12 protein-coding genes are annotated in these 17,638 nt (G+C 72.1%); 8 read left to right on the top strand and 4 right to left on the bottom strand.

What is annotated here, in order from left to right:
• Nucleotides 1–319 precede the first annotated feature (319 nt).
• Both clpX and A1QA_RS0112665 read left to right on the top strand, forming a co-directional pair.
• Complete coding sequence (clpX, locus tag A1QA_RS0112660) at nucleotides 320–1,621, top strand: ATP-dependent Clp protease ATP-binding subunit ClpX (RefSeq protein ID WP_017179279.1); 1,302 nt, start codon at nucleotides 320–322, stop codon at nucleotides 1,619–1,621.
• Complete coding sequence (locus A1QA_RS0112665) at nucleotides 1,618–1,956, top strand: chorismate mutase (RefSeq protein ID WP_017179280.1); 339 nt, start codon at nucleotides 1,618–1,620, stop codon at nucleotides 1,954–1,956. Before clpX ends, A1QA_RS0112665 begins: the two co-directional genes overlap by 4 nt.
• 36 nt (nucleotides 1,957–1,992) lie before the next feature.
• Here the strand turns inward: A1QA_RS0112665 and A1QA_RS0112670 are convergent, their stop codons facing one another.
• The 3 genes from A1QA_RS0112670 to valS all read right to left on the bottom strand — a co-directional run bounded on the left by A1QA_RS0112670 (nucleotide 1,993) and on the right by valS (nucleotide 8,778).
• Nucleotides 1,993–3,876, bottom strand: a complete 1,884-nt coding sequence (locus A1QA_RS0112670) for an AMP-dependent synthetase/ligase (protein ID WP_017179281.1) — start codon at nucleotides 3,874–3,876, stop codon at nucleotides 1,993–1,995.
• Nucleotides 3,877–4,033: 157 nt separating this feature from the next.
• On the bottom strand, nucleotides 4,034–5,872 hold the full coding sequence (locus A1QA_RS0112675) for an AMP-dependent synthetase/ligase (protein WP_154652431.1): 1,839 nt from the start codon (nucleotides 5,870–5,872) through the stop codon (nucleotides 4,034–4,036).
• A gap of 101 nt (nucleotides 5,873–5,973) precedes the next feature.
• Nucleotides 5,974–8,778, bottom strand: coding sequence for a valine--tRNA ligase (gene valS / locus A1QA_RS0112680; protein ID WP_017179283.1), 2,805 nt, complete (start codon nucleotides 8,776–8,778; stop codon nucleotides 5,974–5,976).
• Between the two features lie 168 nt (nucleotides 8,779–8,946).
• Here valS and A1QA_RS0112685 point away from each other — a divergent pair, with 168 nt between their 5' ends.
• The 5 genes from A1QA_RS0112685 (at nucleotide 8,947) to A1QA_RS0112705 (ending at nucleotide 15,463) form a co-directional block, all read left to right on the top strand.
• Nucleotides 8,947–9,555 carry an MptD family putative ECF transporter S component gene (locus A1QA_RS0112685; RefSeq protein WP_017179284.1) on the top strand — a complete coding sequence of 203 codons (609 nt, stop codon included), beginning with the start codon at nucleotides 8,947–8,949 and terminating at the stop codon, nucleotides 9,553–9,555.
• Nucleotides 9,545–10,363, top strand: coding sequence for an energy-coupling factor transporter transmembrane component T (locus A1QA_RS0112690; RefSeq protein ID WP_208853923.1), 819 nt, complete (start codon nucleotides 9,545–9,547; stop codon nucleotides 10,361–10,363). The genes A1QA_RS0112685 and A1QA_RS0112690 overlap by 11 nt, the downstream gene beginning before the upstream one ends.
• A complete protein-coding gene (locus A1QA_RS0112695) occupies nucleotides 10,354–11,802 on the top strand; it encodes an ABC transporter ATP-binding protein (RefSeq protein WP_043508583.1) in 1,449 nt (482 codons plus the stop codon). Before A1QA_RS0112690 ends, A1QA_RS0112695 begins: the two co-directional genes overlap by 10 nt.
• Before the next feature lie 77 nt (nucleotides 11,803–11,879).
• Complete coding sequence (locus A1QA_RS0112700; RefSeq protein WP_017179287.1) at nucleotides 11,880–13,721, top strand: ABC transporter ATP-binding protein; 1,842 nt, start codon at nucleotides 11,880–11,882, stop codon at nucleotides 13,719–13,721.
• A 2-nt stretch (nucleotides 13,722–13,723) separates the two neighbouring features.
• Nucleotides 13,724–15,463: an ABC transporter ATP-binding protein gene (locus tag A1QA_RS0112705; protein WP_026048934.1), complete on the top strand. Its 1,740-nt coding sequence runs from the start codon at nucleotides 13,724–13,726 to the stop codon at nucleotides 15,461–15,463.
• Nucleotides 15,464–15,488: 25 nt separating this feature from the next.
• Here A1QA_RS0112705 and proC read toward each other — a convergent pair whose 3' ends face one another.
• Complete coding sequence (gene proC / locus A1QA_RS0112710; RefSeq protein ID WP_017179289.1) at nucleotides 15,489–16,322, bottom strand: pyrroline-5-carboxylate reductase; 834 nt, start codon at nucleotides 16,320–16,322, stop codon at nucleotides 15,489–15,491.
• 144 nt (nucleotides 16,323–16,466) lie between these two features.
• Here proC and A1QA_RS0112715 point away from each other — a divergent pair, with 144 nt between their 5' ends.
• Nucleotides 16,467–17,255, top strand: coding sequence for an SDR family NAD(P)-dependent oxidoreductase (locus A1QA_RS0112715; RefSeq protein ID WP_017179290.1), 789 nt, complete (start codon nucleotides 16,467–16,469; stop codon nucleotides 17,253–17,255).
• Nucleotides 17,256–17,638 lie beyond the last annotated feature (383 nt).

The raw sequence follows: 17,638 nt of genomic DNA on the forward strand, positions 1-17,638 counted from the left end.
AATGTGGTCCACCGCCTGACAGGCGCACCGCTGGAGGAGCGTCGCAGCCTTCCGAAGGATCTCGGCGAGATCATGGTCATCGCGCACGCAGTCGTCATGGCTGAGAGTGGGGCGGACGTGCGAGTCGTGATCGACGACGGCTACGGCGCGCGGCTGGCGGCGCCCCGCGGCTGTCGGGTGGGCAATCGCGCGGGGGCTCGCCGGGCGCGGCCCTCGCGCGGGGAGGCTCGACCTAATAGGCTGGCGGCACCCCGTTCCCTGACTCCAGCGGCGCTCCCCGCGCCGCCTGGGAGCGGACCCGACGACACAAGGGGGACACGTGCCACGCAATGCCGAGAGCGTCGACCTACTCAAGTGCTCCTTCTGCGGGAAGAGCCAGAAGCAGGTCAAGAAGCTCATCGCGGGTCCGGGCGTCTACATCTGCGACGAGTGCATCGAGCTGTGCAACGAGATCGTTGATGAGGAGCTCGGCTCCGGCTCCGTCGGCGTGCCCCTCGAGCTGCCCAAGCCGCAGGAGATCTTCGACTTCCTCAACAGCTACGTCATCGGCCAGGAGGGCGCCAAGCGCGCCATGAGCGTGGCCGTCTACAACCACTACAAGCGCGTCCAGGTGCGCGAGCGCGCCGTCGCCGAGGGGGACGGCCTCGAGCTCGGCAAGTCCAACATCCTCCTGCTCGGCCCCACCGGCACCGGCAAGACGCACCTGGCCCGTACCCTCGCCAAGCTCCTCGACGTCCCCTTCTCCATCGTTGACGCGACCGCCCTCACCGAGGCCGGCTACGTCGGCGAGGACGTGGAGAACATCCTCCTCAAGCTCATCCAGGCCGCCGACGGCGACGTCAAGCGCGCCGAGAAGGGCATCATCTACATCGACGAGATCGACAAGATCGGCCGCAAGGCCGAGAACCCCTCGATCACCCGCGATGTCTCCGGCGAGGGCGTGCAGCAGGCACTCCTGAAGATCATCGAGGGCACCACCGCCTCCGTCCCGCCCGGCGGCGGCCGCAAGCACCCCCACCAGGAGTTCCTCGAGATCGACACGACGAACATCCTGTTTATCGCCGCGGGCGCCTTCGCCGGCATCGAGGAGATCGTGCGCGCCCGCCAGCGCAAGGAGGCCGGCGCCCAGCTCGTCGGCTTCGGCGCGACGCTCGCCAAGGACCAGGCCAAGGACGTCTTCACCTCCCCGGTGCGCCCCGAGGACCTGCACACCTTCGGCCTCATCCCCGAGTTCATCGGTCGCCTTCCCGTCATCGCCACCGTGCAGGACCTCGGCGTGCCCGAGCTCGTGCGCGTCATGACCGAGCCCAAGAACGCTCTCGTCTCCCAATACCAGTACCTCTTCGGGCTCGACGGCGTCGAGCTGGTCTTCACCGACGAGGCCATCGAGGCCATCGCCGCGAAGGCCCTCGAGCGCAAGACCGGCGCGAGGGGCCTGACCTCCATCGTCGAGGAGGTCCTGGGCGAGGCCATGTTCGAGGTGCCCTCCATGCCGGAGGTCGGATGCGTCGTAGTCGACGCCGATGCCGTGCGCGGCACCGCCCGCCCCCGCTACGAGGCCGGCAGCGGCTCCCTCAGCTCCACCCGCAAGGCCGAGCACGGCAGGACCCGGACCGCATGAGCGCCCCCAAGGCCGTCGAGAGGGGCATCCCCGGGGTGCCCGCCGATCTCGCGCGCTACCGCGTCACCATCGACAACCTCGACGCCGCCCTCGTCCACCTCCTCGCCGAGCGGTTCCGCTGCACCCAGCAGGTCGGCGAGCTCAAGGCGCGCCTCGACCTGCCGCCGTCGGACCCCGAGCGCGAGGCCCGCCAGGTGGCCCGCCTGCGCTCGCTCGCCGAGGACGCCGGGCTCGACCCCGTCTTCGCCGAGAAGTTCTTCGCCTTCATCGTCGCCGAGGTCATCCGCCACCACGAGGAGATCCGCGACGGGGTCACCGGAGAGCCCACCGCCTGAGAGCCCGCCGGCCGAGTCCCCTCGGCCCGAGCGCCTTCAGGCGACCGGCCGCTTGTAGAGCGCGTCGATCTCATCGGCGAAGCGCGCCAGCGCGTCGGCTCGGCGCACCTTGAGCGAGGGCGTGAGCAGGCCGTTGTCGATCGTGAAGTCGCCCGGCAGCACCGTGAAGGTGCGGATCGACTCCGCCCGGGAGACCGCCTCATTGGCGCGGGCCACCGCCTTCTCCAACGCGGCGCGGATACGCGGGTCGGTCACCGCCGCCACCGGGTCGAGGTCCTCGATGCCGTGGGAGGCGAGCCACAGCGGCAGCATCTCCGCGTCCAGCGTCACCAGCGCTCCGATGCAGGGCCGGTTGTCCCCGACGACGAGGACCTGGCTGACCAGCGGGTGGCCGCGCAGTCGGTCCTCCAGCACGGTGGGGGCGACGTTCTTGCCGCCCGCGGTGACGATGAGCTCCTTCTTGCGGCCCGTGATGCGCAGGGAGCCGTCGTCCTCGAAGGCGCCGATATCGCCCGTGCGCAGCCAGCCGTCCTCCGTCAGCGCCTCGGCGGTGGCCTCGGCGTTGTTGTGGTAGCCCCGGAACAGGCCGATGCCTCGCACGAGGATCTCGCCGTCGTCGTCCAGGCGCAGCTCGGTGCCGGGCATGGGGCCGCCCACCGTGCTGATCCTCATGGAGGCCGGCAGGGTGACGGCGCAGGGCGCGGAGGTCTCGGTGAGGCCGTAGCCCTCCAGGACGGTCACGCCCGCGCCGCGGTAGTAGTGGCCGAGCCGCTCGCCCAGGGGGCCGCCGCCACTGATGACATGCGAGACCCTCCCGCCGAGCAGCGCGCGCAGCTTGGAGAAGACGAGGCGGTCGAAGACCTTCATCTGGGCGCGCAGCCCGCGGCTCGGGCCGGAGGGGGTGTCCAGGGCGCGCGAGTAGGCGATCGCGGTCTTGGCGGCCAGGCGGAAGACCTTCTGCTTGTTGCCTGCCGAGCGGGCGTCGGCGGCGTTGTAGATCTTCTCGAAGACCCTCGGCACGGCGACGACGAAGGTGGGGGAGAAGGTCGCCAGGTCGTCCACGAGGTGCTTGACGTCCGGGGCGTGCCCCATGACGCCGCGCTCGGAGCAGACGATGGCGATCTCGATGAAGCGCCCCAGCACATGGGCCAGGGGCAGGAACAGCAGGGCGCGCACCTCGGGCGCGCCGAGCACCTCGGGGACATGCGCGCAGGTGTTGACGCCCAGTTGGATGAGGTTGCCGTGGGTGAGCTCGACGCCCTTGGGGCGCCCCGTGGTGCCCGAGGTGTAGACGATCGTGGCCAGGTCGGCGCTGGTGAGCGCGGCCGTGCGGGCATCGAGCCCGGCGTGGTCCACGCTCTTGCCCGCGGCGATGAGGTCGGTGATCGCGTCCCGGGACAGGCACATGACCCGCAGCTCGGCCAGGCCAGGGTTCTCGGCGCTCTGGGCGCTCTGGGCGCGGATCGCCTCCACCATCTGCTCCATGCCGGCGTTCTCGACGACCACTAGCCTCACGGAGGCGTCGGTGAGGATCCACTCGGCCTGCTCCGCCGACGAGGTCTCATAGACGGGCACGACGACGAGTCCCGCCTCCCAGGCGGCGAAGTCGAGGAGCGTCCACTCGAAGCAGGTGTGGGACATGATCGCGATCGCGTCCCCGGGGCGCAGGCCCATCGAGACGAGCCCGGCCGCGACCTCGCGGACCTGGGCGCGGAACGCCGTCGCGCTCATGGTGATCCACCGGCGCCCGACCGAGGGCTTGCGGGCGATGAGCGCGCCCGTGGGGGCGTGGCGCACGCGCTTGGCCAGGGCCCATGGGGCGGTCATGCCGTCGTGGATATCGACCGCCAGCGGGGCTGCGTGGACGCCGGTGGCGGGGTTGGCTGCCGGGGTGGCGCCGGAGGGTGCGGGGCTCGTCATGGCCCCATCATCGCCCCCCGGTCCGCCCAACGGGGCCCGAACACGGCCATGTGTGGCCGCTGATCCTCGCCAGGGGGCTGGAGCGCGGCCCTGGCCTGCGGCTTCCGCTGACGGTGAGCGCCGCGGGCGAGCCCCAGGCGTGTGACTCAGGCGAGTCTCAGGCCTCCGGGCCCCGCCGCTTGCCGGCGTAGATGGAGGCGACGGCGTCGGCGTGGGCCTCCATGACGGCCCCCCTCTTGACCTTGAGCGAGGGGGTGAGCAGCCCGTTGGCCTCCGTGAAGTCCGTGGTGAGCACTCGGAACTCGCGGATCGACTCGGCCCGGGAGACCGCCTCGTTGGTGCGGGCGACGGCGCGCTCCAGCGCGGCGAGGACCTGCGGGTGCGACGCGGCCTCGACGACGCCCATCTCCGGCAGGCCGTGGTTGCGCAGCCACAGGGGCAGCATCTCGGCGTCCAGCGTGATGAGCGCGGAGATGAAGGGCTCGTTGTCCCCCAGGACGAGGACCTGGCTGACCAGCGGGTGGCCGCGCAGGCGGTCCTCGAGGATCGCGGGGGCGACGTTCTTGCCGCCCGCGGTGACGATGAGGTCCTTCTTGCGGCCGGTGATGCGCACCCAGCCGTCGTCGTCGATCGCGCCGATGTCCCCGGTGCGGAACCAGCCATCGGCGGTGAAGGCCTCGGCGGTGGCGGCCGGGTTGTTGTGGTAGTTGCGGAAGACGCCCAGCCCCCGCACGAGGATCTCCCCGGACTCATCGACCCGGATATCGTTGCCGCACACGGGCGGTCCCACGGTGCCGATCTTGTTGCGCACATCGAGGTTGACGCAGGTGGGGCCGATCGTCTCGGTGAGGCCGTAGCTCTCGAGGATCTCCAGGCCCATGCCCCGGTAGAAGTGCCCGAGGCGCTCGCCCAGCGGCCCGCCGCCGGAGATCGCGAAGCGCGCGTTGGGGCCCAGGAGCGAGCGGATCGTGCGGTAGACGAGGCGGTCGGCGGCCGCGTGGGCGGCGGAGAGGGAGCGCGAGGGGCCCACCGGGGTGTCGAGGGCGCGCGAGTACTCGACAGCGACCTTCGCCGCCCAGCGGAAGGTCCGCAGCTTCACGCCGCTGCCGGCCTTCGCGTCCGCGGCGTTGTAGATCTTCTCCAGCACGCGCGGCACGGCGAGCACATAGGAGGGCCCGAAGGCCTGCAGGTCCGGCAGGAGGGTCTTGACGTCCGGGGTGTGCCCGAGGACGCCCTGTCCCGCCAGGGACAGCAGTTCCAGGCAGCGCGCGTAGGAGTGCGCGAGCGGGAGGAAGAGCAGGAGGCGCGTGTCAGTGCGGAAGAGCAGGTCCGGGATCCAGTGGACGCCGTTGTGCGCCAGGCCCGCCGCGTTGCGGTGCGTGATCTCGACGCCCTTGGGGCGGCCGGTCGTGCCGGAGGTGTAGATGATGGAGTAGATGTCGTCCGGGCGCACGGCGGCCGAGCGGTCGTCGACGACGGCCCGCGAGATCGCGCGCCCCGCCGTGGTCAGCTCGGTGAGCGCGTCGCGGTCCAGGGACAGCACCTGGGGGGCGGCAGTCTCGGGATCGGCGGAGGCGCGGGCCTTGATGGCGGCGTCCACCACGAGCGCGTGGGCGGAGGTCTCGGTGAGGACGAGGCGGATGGCGGCGTCGTCGAGGATCCACTCGATCTGCTCGGCCGAGTCCGTCTCGTAGATGGGCACGGAGACGAGCCCGGCGCGGGCGATCGCCATGTCCAGGAGCGTCCACTCGTAGCAGGTGCGGGACATGAGGGCGACGCTCGCGCCGGCCTCCAGGCCCAGACCGATGAGCCCGGCGGCGATCCGGGCGACCTCCTCGCCGAAGGCCCGGGCGGTGATCGGCGTCCAGGTGCCGAGCGACGTGCGCCGCTCGATGATGGGGCGCTCCGCGGTGCGCGCGATGCGGTCGGCCAGCAGCCACGGGACGGTCCAGGTGGACTCGGTGTCCTTCGTGTCGCAGGTGCCGGAGGCGCCCATGGTCAGGGGGCTGGAGGCGACGCCGTCGACGACGGTCGTTGCGCCCAGCGACGGGTGCGCGCTCGTCTCGGCAGGGACAGGGACCCTTTGCTGCACGGTCCTCAGCCCTTCTTCGGCTTGGCGGGGGCCTCGCCGAGCTCGACGGCGGTGACGGCGACGGCGGGGGCTGGCTCGCCGTCGTCGCCCGCGCGCGGCTCCGCGACGGCCAGGGTCATCGGGCCCGTCACCTTCGCGGCCTCGATGAGGTCCGCGCGAACGGCCTCCACACTCGCCTCGGCCTCGGGGGCCACGGCCAGCGCGACGGACAGGATCGGCGTCTTCTGGCTCGTCTTGGCCTCCGACTTCACCTTGCGCAGCGCCGCCAGGGCCTCGCCGGCGCGTGCCACGAGGGCGGCATCGGCGCCGGCCGAGGCCTCGCGCAGCGGCGCGGCGGCCGGCCACTCGGCGCGGTGGACGCTGCCGGTGCGGTACCAGCTCCACACCTCCTCCGTGGCGAAGGGCAGGAAGGGGGCGAAGAGGCGCACGAAGGTGTCCACGGCGATGGACAGCGTCGTGCGGGCGCTCGTGACCGCCGCGGGATCGTGCGAGCCGGCCAGGTCATTGGCGCGGTCCTTGACGAGCTCGATGTAGTCGTCGCAGAAGGTCCAGAAGAAGGACTCGGCGGCCTCCAGGGCGCGGGCGTGCTCGAAGCCCTCGAAGGCGGTGGTCGCGGCGTCCACCACGTCCGCCAGGGCCGCCAGGACCGCGCGGTCGATCGGCTCGGTGACGGCGGCGGCGTCCAGGCTCGGCGCGGGGGCGGCCGCGAGGGTCGCCTCGTCGGCGTCCCAGGGCAGGCCCATGGACAGGGCGAACTTCGAGGCGTTGAGGACCTTGATGGCCAGGCGGCGGCCGATCTTGATCTGCTGCTCCTCGAAGGCCGCGTCCAGGCCCAGGCGGGCCGAGGCCGCCCAGTAGCGCACCGCGTCCGCGCCGAACTTCTCCAGCAGGCCCATGGGCGTCTCCGCGTTGCCCTTGGACTTGCTCATCTTCTTGTGGTCTGAGTCGAGGATCCACCCGGAGATGCCCGCGTGCCTCCAGGGCAGGGCGCCGAACTCCAGGTCCGCGCGCACCACCGAGGAGAACAGCCAGGTGCGGATGATGTCCTGGCCCTGGGGGCGCAGGTCCATCGGGTAGACGCGGTTGAAGAGGTCCTCATCGGTCAGCCAGCCCGAGACCAGCTGGGGGGAGAGGGAGGAGGTCGCCCACGTGTCCATGATGTCGAGCTCGGCGGCGAAGCCTCCCGGCTGGTCCCGCTGGTCCTCGGTGTAGCCGGCCGGGACATCCGAGGAGGGGTCGATCGGCAGGTCCGCCTCCGGCGGCGTGAGGACCCGGGAGTAGTCGACCTCGCCGTCGTCGCCGATCGCGTACCAGACGGGGAAGGGAACGCCGAAGAAGCGCTGGCGGGAGATGAGCCAGTCGTTGTTGAGGCCCTTGACCCAGTTCTCGTAGCGCACGCGCATGAAGTCGGGGTGGAAGTCGAGCTCGGCGCCGCGCTTCAGCAGCTCGTCGCGCAGGCCCGCCGACGTTGCCGGGTTCGTCCAGTCCTTGCCGCCGTTGCGCAGGTACCACTGGCGGGAGGTGACGATCTCCAGGGGCTTGTCCCCCTTCTCGAAGAAGTTCGTCTGGCGGGTGGTCTTCGTCGGCTCGCCGCGCATCTCGCCGGTGGCGGCCAGGGCGGACACGACCGCCTCCCGCGCGGAGTAGGTGGTCTTGCCGGCCATGGCGGCGTAGGCCTCGCGGCCGGCCGGCGTGGTGATCCAGTCGGGGGTCTCGGCCTCGATGCGCCCGTCCTTGCGCAGGATGGCGCGCAGCGGCAGGCCGAGGTCCCGCCACCACTCGATATCCGTGGTGTCGCCGAAGGTGCAGCACATGGCGATGCCCGCGCCCTTGTCCTTCTCAGCGGCCGGGTGGGCGAGCACCGGGACCTCGACGCCGAAGACGGGGGAGGCCACGGTGGTGCCGAACAGCGGCTGGTAGCGCTCGTCGTCGGGGTGGGCGATGAGCGCCACGCAGGCGGCGAGCAGCTCGGGGCGCGTGGTCTCGATGCACACGTCCTGGGTGCCGGCCGGGCCGGTCTCGACGGAGGCGCCCGCGGCGGCGGCGCGCTCGGCGGCCTCGGCGTCGACGACGTGGAAGGCCAGGCGGTGGTAGAAGCCCGGGTACTCGCGCGACTCCAGCTCGGCCTGGGCGACGGCCGTCTGGAAGGTGACGTCCCACAGGCCCGGGGCGGCGGCCTGGTAGGCCTCGCCGCGCTCGAGGTTGCGCAGGAACGCGGCCTGGGCGACCTTGCGGGCGCGCTCGCCGATGGTCTGGTAGGTCTGCTTCCAGTCCACGCTCAGCCCGAGCTGGCGCCACAGGGCCTCGAACTGGGCCTCGTCGATGGTGGTCAGGCGCTCGCAGAGCTCGACGAAGTTGCGCCGGGAGATCGGCTTCTGGTCCCTGGCCTTGACGGACTTGCCCTCGCCGCCGGTCTGCGGGGGCTCGAAATCCGGGTCGTAGGGCAGGGAGGGGTCGCAGCGCACGCCGTAGTAGTTCTGGACGCGGCGCTCGGTGGGCAGGCCGTTGTCATCCCAGCCCATGGGGTAGAAGACGGCCTTGCCGCGCATCCGCTGGTAGCGGGCGAGCGTGTCCGTGTGCGTGTAGGAGAAGACGTGGCCCACGTGCAGCGAGCCCGACGCCGTCGGGGGAGGGGTGTCGATGGAGAAGACCTCGGGGCGCTCGGCGGAGCGGTCGAAGGCGTAGGTGCTCTCCTCCTCCCAGCGCGCTCCCCAGGCGGCCTCGAGGCCGTCGGCGCTCACCTTGGCCGGCACGCGCGGGCTGTGGAGCTGCGAGGGGATGAAGCGGGACGAGTTGCTGGGCTGCGACATGCCGCTGATTCTGTCACGGCGCCGCCTCAGGGCTCCAAGCGGGTGCGCCGATGCGCCTGTGAGGTGGGCTACCGCTGACCCCGCGCCAAGATGATAAGGTCAGGCGAGCCTGAATCGAAATGAGATCGGTTCTCAAAATCTGCTGGATCCCCGGAAGGAGCGCCCATCATGACGACATCCACTGCCCCGCGGGCCCACGGCATCACCGCGCCGCGCACCCTCGTCACCGTCGGGGTCTTCACGGCCCTCTACTTCTTCTTCATGTTCGCAGGCGGCATGCTCGGCATCTTCCATCCCGCCATGATGTTCGTCGGCGGCGTCATCTCCGCTGTTCTCAACGGCATCGTGTGCATGCTGATGGTCGCCAAGACCCGGGCGATGGGCGCCTACGCCATCCTCGGCGGCGTCGTGGGGCTCCTCATGGTGGCCACCGGGCACTACTGGGCCAGCGCCCTCATCGCCGTCGTCTTCGGCGCGATCGCGGATGCCATCACCCGCGCTGGCGGCTACACCCGCACCACCGCCAACGCCCTGGGCTACGCCATCTTCTCCCTGTGGGGCATCAGCCCCCTGCTCCCGCTGCTCCTCAACTCCGACGCCTACCTCGCCGATCTCAGCGATCAGATGGGGGCCGACTACGCCCAGTCCTTCGAGCGCGTCTTCACACTGCCCGTCATCGGGGTGTGGATGGTGGTCTCCTTCATCCTCTCCTACGGCGCGGCCGTCCTGGGCATGAGGATCCTGCGCCGCCACTTCGAACGGGCCGGTGTGGCATGAGCTCCCCGAGCCGGGATCGGGGCGGGCGATGAGCGCGGCGGCGACGGCGATCACGGCAGCGGGCCCCGCGCGCCCGGCTGGCCGGGGCGCCCTGCTCCCCGTGGCGGCCGCGGCGCGCCTGCGAGCCGACCCCCGCAGCTCCTTCCTCCTGCTGCTGGCCGTCAACATCGTCACCATGGGGCGGACCACCGGGGCGCTCATGTGGCTGGCCGCGGGAGTGGTCCTCGTCCTGCTCGCCGTCGACGTCCACATGCGGGCCGCCCTCACCCTCGCGGCCATCATGGCCGCCTCCGCGCTGGTCCTCGCGCTGCCGGCGCTATGGCCGAGCGGCCTGGCCGCGGCCCTCGGCGTCATCTTCTACTGGACCGGGCGCTTCGCCATCTCGCTGAGCGCCGGGGCATGGTTCATCGCCACCACGCCGGTGAGCCGCCTCCTCGCGGCCATGACCGCCATCCACATGCCCCGCATCCTCATCATCCCGATGTCCGTCCTCTTCCGCTTCCTCCCCGTCGCCATCGATGAGACCCGAGGCGTCCTGGAGGCCATGGCCCTGCGCGGCTACACCCGCTCCTACCTGTGGCGACACCCCCTGGCCGCCATCGAGAAGCTCGTCGTCCCCGTCCTGGCCGCCTCCGCGCGCATCGCCGACGAGCTGTCCGCCGCCGCCCTCATCCGCGGGCTGGGGGTGAGCGCCCGGCCAACCGTCGTCACCGAGACACGCTTCCGGGCCATCGACGCGGTCCTCGTGGCCACCGCTGCCGCCCTCATCGGCCTGAGCATCGCTAGGAGCCTCCTGCCATGGGTATGACCAGCATGAGCGGGTCCGTGACCCTGAGAGACGTCGACTACGCCTACCCCTCCGGGCAGGAGGTGCTCAGCGGCATCACCCTCGAGCCCGCCGAGGGGGCGCTGACCCTCGTCTGCGGCGCCTCGGGCTGCGGGAAATCCACCCTCATCCGCCTCCTCAACGGGCTCATCCCGCATTTCCACCACGGAGAGCGCACCGGCCACGTGCTCATCGACGGCGAGGAGGTCGCCTCCACCCCCATCGGCCAGATGGGCCTGCGCACCGCGACGGTCTTCCAGAACCCGGCCACGCAGTTCTTCACCACCACCGTGGCCGACGAGCTCGCCTTCGCCCCCCAGAACTACCGGGTGGGCGCGGACGAGATCCGCCGTCGTCGGGGCGAGGCGCTCGCCGACCTCGGCATCGAGGACCTGGCCGACTGGGGCCTGCGAGGCCTGTCCGGGGGCCAGCTCCAGAAGGTCGCCTGCGCCCAGGCCCTCGCGCAGCACGCCCCCGTCATCCTCTTCGACGAGCCCACCTCCAACCTCGACCCGGAGGCCATCGACTCCATCCGCGAGGTCATCGCCCGCCTCAAGGAGCGCGGCCGCACCATCATCGTCGCCGAGCACCGCGTCCACTTCCTGCGCGGCCTCGTTGACGAGGCCGTCATCATCATCGACGGGCGGATCACCGCGCGGATGAGAGGGGAGGATCTCTTCGCCATGGACGACGCCGAGCGGCGCCGCCTCGGCCTGCGCAGCCTCGCCCGCCCCGACCTGCCCGAGCTCACGAGCGCGGGCGAGCCCCTGGAGATCATCGACGTCCCCGCCATCCGCCCCCGCCGCCCAGATCCGGGAGCGCCGGGCGCGCTGGGTGAGCCGGGGCCGGGCCCCGACGGCGAAGGCCTCGTCATCGAGGACATGGTGGTTGAACGCGGCGGGCGCGTCATCCTCGACCTGGAGCGGCTCGCCTTCCCTACAGGCGCCGTCACCGGGATCGTGGGCGCCAACGGCATCGGCAAGACCACCCTGGTGCGCGCCATCTGCCGCCTCCAGCGCTGCCACCGGGACGTCCGCGTCACCCTCGACGGCGCCCCGCTGGCCCGCGGCCAGGCCTTCCTCGTCATGCAGGACGTCCACCGCCAGCTCTTCGCGGAATCAGTCGCCGACGAGGCCAGCGCGCCCCAGCTCGAGCGCCTCGACCTGGCCGGGCTGGCCGAGCGCCACCCCCTGTCCCTGTCCGGCGGGCAGAAGCAGCGCCTCGTCATCGCCACCGCTATCGACCAGGAGGCCCGCGTCATCATCTTCGACGAGCCCACCTCCGGCGTCGACTACCGGCACCTGGTGTCGATCGCCGCCGAGCTGCGCGCGCTCGCGGACGAGGGGCGCGTCGTCATCGTCGTCAGCCACGACGCCGAGTTCCTCGCCGAGTGCGCCGACCGGATCATCCGGCTCGTCTGACCGAGACCATTCCAGCCCCGCCCCTGACCAGCCCCGCCCTGCCACCACCGCCCGACGATCCCCACGGGAGCCAGACCATGACAGCGCCGACAGCACCACCGACCGCGAGCCCGACCACCCGCGGGACTCCCGCCCTCAGTGTCTCCGACCTCATCGCGCCGGCCCGCGGCGCCATGATCGTCTCCGCGATCCTCACCGCCCTCGGTGCCGTCCTCGTCGTCGTGCCCTTCGCCGCCCTGCACCGCATGGCCGCCCTCTGGCTCGGCGAGTCCAGCGCCACCGGCTGGGCGAGCAGGCCATGGGCCTGGGCCATCATCGCCGTCGTCAGCCTGGCCGTCTCCCAGATGCTCTACCTGTCGGGCATCGGCCTGACCCACCTCGCCGAGGCGAACCTGCGCCACACCCTGCGCCTCAAGGCCGTGGACGCCCTGTCCCACATGCCGCTCGGCCGCGTGGCCCTCACCCCGCGCGGCGCCATCCGCAAAATGGTCTGCGACGACACCTCCGCGATCCACACCCTCGTCGCCCACCTGCCCGGTGACGCCACCAACGCCGTCGTCGCCGCCGTCGCCGGCCTGGGCTACCTCGCCTGGGTCGACTGGCGGCTCACGCTCTCCCTCGTCGGCGCCTGGGGAGGACTCTTCACCATCGTGCTCGCCGTCGGGATGCGAGGACTGGGCGGGATCATGGGGCGATTCAGCGCCGCCCAGACGGGGCTCGCCGCCGCCACCGTCGAGATGCTCGAGGGCATCAAGGAGATCAAGGGCTTCCAGGCCGCCGAGGCCACCCGCACCCGCTTCGACGCCGCTCGCGGCGAGTTCTCGGAGATCTCCTTCGAGTGGACCCGGGCCTCAGGGCGGGCCATGAGCCTCATGAGCGCGCTGCTCCGGCCAGCCACCGTCGCGGCGATGCTGGCGCCGCTCGCGGTGCTGTTCACCTCCCAGGGATGGACGCCGCTGTCCGCCACCCTGCCCTTCTTCCTCCTCGCGCCCGGGCTGCCCGAGGGCATGCTCACCATGGCGGGGCTCATGCAGCACCTCTACGAGTCGAGGCAGGCCGCGCGCTCCACGGCCGACCTGCTCAGCGAGGAGCCCATGGAGCAGGGGGAGCACGCCGAGGGGCCGGGCCCCGCCCCCGGGAGGGTCGAGGCGCGCGACGTCGTCTTCTCCTACACCGAGGGCGCGCCCGTGCTGCGCGGGGTCTCGTTCACCGCCGAGCCCGGGACCGTCACCGCGCTCGTCGGCCCCTCGGGCGGGGGCAAGTCCACACTGGCCCGCCTCATCGCCCGCTTCCACGACGTCGATAGCGGCCAGATGCTCATCTCCGGCCTCGACGCGCGCGACACCCGCTTCTCCTGGCTGGGCTCGCAGGTGGCGATCGTCCTGCAGGACGTCGACCTCACCCACGACTCCGTCCACGACAACATCGCCCTCGGGCGCCCTGGCGCCAGCCGGGCCGAGGTGGAGGAGGCCGCCCGCGCCGCCTGCATCCACGAGCGCATCACGCGCCTGCCCCACGGCTATGACACGGTGCTCGGCGAGGAGGGCGGCCACCTCTCCGGGGGAGAGAAGCAGCGGATCACCCTGGCCCGCGCCTACCTCCAGGACGCCCCCATCCTCGTCCTCGACGAGGCCACCGCCCAGGCGGATCCCGCCTCCGAGCGGGATATCCACCGCGCCCTGTCCCGCCTGGCGGCCGGGCGGACCGTCATCACCATCGCCCACCGCCTGTCCACCATCCGCGACGCCGACCAGATCCTCGTCGTCGACCGCGGGCGGATCATCGAGCGCGGGAGGCACGAGGAGCTGCTCGCCGCGGGGGGCCGTTACGCCTCCCTGTGGCGCTCCCAGCACGACGGCGGCGACGGCCGTGACGACAGCGATGACCCTGACAGCTGCGGCGACGAGGACGGTGAATGAGCATGTGGAAACTACTGCTGAGACTGGTCGACCCGCGCCAGATGAAGGCGATCACCGCCTGGTTCGTCGCCTCCTCGGTGCTCCAGGGGCTCACCCTGGGCGCCCTCATCCCGTTCCTTCGGGCCCTCTACTCCCGATCCGATGCCGTGGGCGCCTGGATGGCCGTCCTCATCGTGGGAGGGGCGGGCGTCGTCGCCGTCGACATGATCGCCCAGACCCGCTCCTACCGGGTCAGCGTCTATGAGATCTGCGACACGATGATCAGCCGCGTCGCCGAGCACGTCCTCGCCCTGCCGCTGGGCTGGTTCTCCGCCGCCCGCCAGGCGGCCGTGGTCAACGCGACCTCCAAGGAGGTCAACACGCTGTCGCACGTGGCCTCCATGGTCATCCCCAACCTGTGCAACGCCTTCATCGTCCCGCTGGTCATGATCGTCGTCGTCGCCGCCGTCGATTGGCAGCTGGCCCTCATCATGGCTCTCACCATCGTGCCGCTGCTCCTCATCTGGCGGCGCATGAGGGTGGCCACCACGCGCGCCAATGAGATCGAGGACGCCGCTGCCGCCGTCGCCGCGGGCAGGCTCATCGAGTTCGCCCGCCTCCAGCCCGTGCTGCGCGCCTCGGGGCTGGTCGAGCGCGGCTGGGAGCCGGTGAGGGCGGCCCTCGAGGAGGACGCCGAGGCCACCCTGGAGGGCCTGCGCGTCAAGGGGCGCCCGGGCCAGGCCTTCAACCTCGTGGCCAACGCCTCCTTCGCCCTCATCATGGCCGTGGGCCTGGCGGCGGTGGGCGGGCACCGCCTCGACGTCGTCGCCTACCTCGCGATCATGGCCGTCACCGCCCGGATGCTCATGCCGTTGACCAAGGCCGCCATGTACTCCACTGAGGCGGACAACTCCATCGTCGCGCTGCGGGCGATGAACGCGATCCTCGCCGCCCAGCCCCTGCCCGATCCCGCCCCCGGGCAGGAGGCCGCGGCCCAGGGGACCGGCATCGAGCTGGAGGACGTCGGCTTCTCCTACGAACAGGGGCGCACCGTGCTCGGCGGCGTCAGCCTCTCCGCGCCAGCCGGGCGGGTCACCGCGCTGGTCGGGCCCTCGGGGGCGGGAAAGTCCACTGTGCTGCGCCTGGCCGCCCGCTTCTGGGACGCGGACAGCGGAGCCGTGCGGATCGGCGGCGCCGACGTGCGGGACCTCGGGACCACGGCCGTCATGGGCATGACCTCCATGGTCTTCCAGGATGTCTACCTCTTCGACACCACGATCCGCGAGAACCTGCGCGTGGCCAGGCCGGACGCGACAGATGCGGAGCTGGAGCGGGCCGCCGAGCGCGCCAGGCTCACCGCCGTCATCGACTCACTCCCCGACGGGTGGGAGACACGGGTCGGCCCCGCGGGCACGAGCCTGTCCGGCGGGGAGAGGCAGCGGGTTGCCATCGCCCGCGCCTTCCTCAAGGACGCGCCGATCCTCCTCCTCGATGAGGTCACCTCCGCGCTGGACGGTGAGAACGAGTCCGCGATCGCGGAGGTCGTGCGCGAGCTGTCGGCCGGGCGCACGGTCCTGGTGGTCGCCCACCGGATCTCGACGATCCAGCGTGCCGACGAGGTTGTCTTCCTCGCGCCTGGGCCGGGCGGCGCCCGGGTCGCCCAGTGCGGAGCGCCTGAGGAGCTGGGGCGGGTGGACGGCCCCTACCGCGAGTTCCTGCGCGCAGCGGAGGACTCCTCGCGCTGGCGCCTGGCGGGCCAGTGAGATCCGGTCCCCTTGGCGATCGGGCTCAGGCGCCGAGCTCGCGGTCCCGGGCGACGGTGGCCTCGAAGGCCCGCACGACGGCGTCGGAGAAGCCCGCCCGCTCCATCGCCACGAGCCCGGCGATCGTCGTGCCGCCCGGCGAGCAGATGGAGTCGATGAGCTCGGCGGGGGAGCGGCGCGGCGCGGCATCGGCCCCCGCCTGCGCGGTGAGCGCCGTGCCCAGGACCGCCTGGGTGACGATCTCGACCGCCGCGGCCTTGGGGATGCCGCCCAGCACGCCCGCGCTGGCCAGTGCCTCGATGAAGGCCAGGACGAAGGCGGGGGAGGAGCCCGCCAGGCCGACGAAGGCGGAGAAATCCTTGTCCGCGAGCTCCACCGTCCTCCCGACGGCGCCCATGAGGGTGCGCGCGGAGTCCATGGCCGCCTCGTCGACGCCCGGGCCCGCGGCGAGGGCCGTCATCGAGGCGCCCACGCCCGCCGCCATATTCGGCATCGCCCGCACCACGCGGGTGCCGGCGGGCAGGAGGGCGGCCAGGCGCTCCAGGCCGAGGCCGGCGGCGATGGACAGCACGAGGGGGGCGCGCCCAGCCGACTCAGTCAGCACGGGCGCGATCTCCTCCACGACGCCGGGAAGGACCTGCGGCTTGACGGCCAGGACGAGGACGTCGTCGGCACCCAGGCGGGATACGAGGGCGGCGGAGTCGGGCACATGCCCCGCGCCGGTCTCCGCGGCCAGCGCCCGGGCCGAGTCATGGGCGCTCGTGAGAAGGATGGAGGCGGGGGAGATGCCCGCGCCGACCGCCCCGCGCACGATCGCGCCCGCCATGTTCCCCGCGCCGATGAATCCGTAGCTCGTCATCGCCCCAGGCTACCCGCCCGGTGGTCGGCAGTGTCCGACAGTGGCGGGCAGTGGCCGGCGCTCACCACCACGGAGCGATCCCGGACTGTTCCGATCATCGACGATCCGTGGCGCTTGCCTGCGGCGACGGTCCACAATGGCCGTATGAGCACCCCAGACGCAGTCTCTCCAGCCCCCGTCGCAGAGCCCGCCGTCGCGCGCCGCGCGCTCGTCACCGGCGCCTCCACAGGGATCGGGGCGGCCACCGTCCGCCTCCTGCGCGCCCATGGATGGCAGGTCGTGGCCACGGCCCGGCGCGCCGAGCGCCTGGCCGCCCTGGCCGACGAGACGGGCTGCGACTGGATCGCCGCCGACCTGCAGAAGCCCGAGGATGTTGAGCGCCTGGCCAGCCAGGCCCAGGCGGCCGGTCCCATCGACGCCGTCGTCAACAACGCTGGCGGGGCGATCGGCGTCGACCCCGTGGCGCAGGGCAAGCCCGAGGAGTGGCTGACCATGTACGAGCGCAACGTGCTCGGTGCGCTGCGTGTGAGCCAGGCCTTCCTGCCCGCGATGCGCGAGCGCGGCGGCGACCTCCTCTTCCTCACCTCCACCGCCGGCCATGCGACCTACCCCGGTGGCGCGGGCTATGTGGCCGCCAAGCACGCCGAGCGGATCATCGCCAACACCCTGCGCCTGGAGCTCGTGGGCGAGCCCGTGCGCGTCATCGAGATCGCCCCGGGCCTGGTGTCCACGGAGGAGTTCTCCCTCAACCGCCTTCACGGCGACGCCGCCGCGGCCGCGCGGGTCTACGAGGGCGTCGCGGAGCCGCTCGTGGCCGAGGACATCGCCGAGTGCATCGTGTGGGCCCTGGAGCGCCCCGCCCACGTCAACATCGATTCTCTCACCGTGCGCCCCCGCGCCCAGGCCTCCAACACCGTCATCGCGCGGGACTGAGGCCCGCCGGGCGTGTGGCCAGCGCAACCCCGCCCACGCGCGGCCAGGAGTGGCCCCAGCGCCAGGCGGGCCACTACACTTCCGAATCCACAGGCAGCGACCCGGCCGACTCGCCATCCGGCGATCGGGCATCACCGGCGAGCCTCCGGAAGAACAGCGCCCGGGCCTCTTCGCCCGCCCGCCCAGTAGACCCGGACGGGACAGCCCGTCACAGCTGGTCATGAAGCGGTCGTACCGCGCGCGGCCCCCGGGCAGGCGCGGCGCGGCAAGCGAGGTGGTACCGCGGTGCGGCCCCACCGGCCCGGGAGCCCCCGGGCGGTGAGCGCCGGCGTCGTCCTCGTGAGTCCAATCCACCCGGATGTTCACGAGCGAAAGACGCGAGG

Origin of the sequence: Actinomyces timonensis DSM 23838, assembly GCF_000295095.1 — a bacterium.
Taxonomy (GTDB): domain Bacteria; phylum Actinomycetota; class Actinomycetes; order Actinomycetales; family Actinomycetaceae; genus Actinomyces; species Actinomyces timonensis.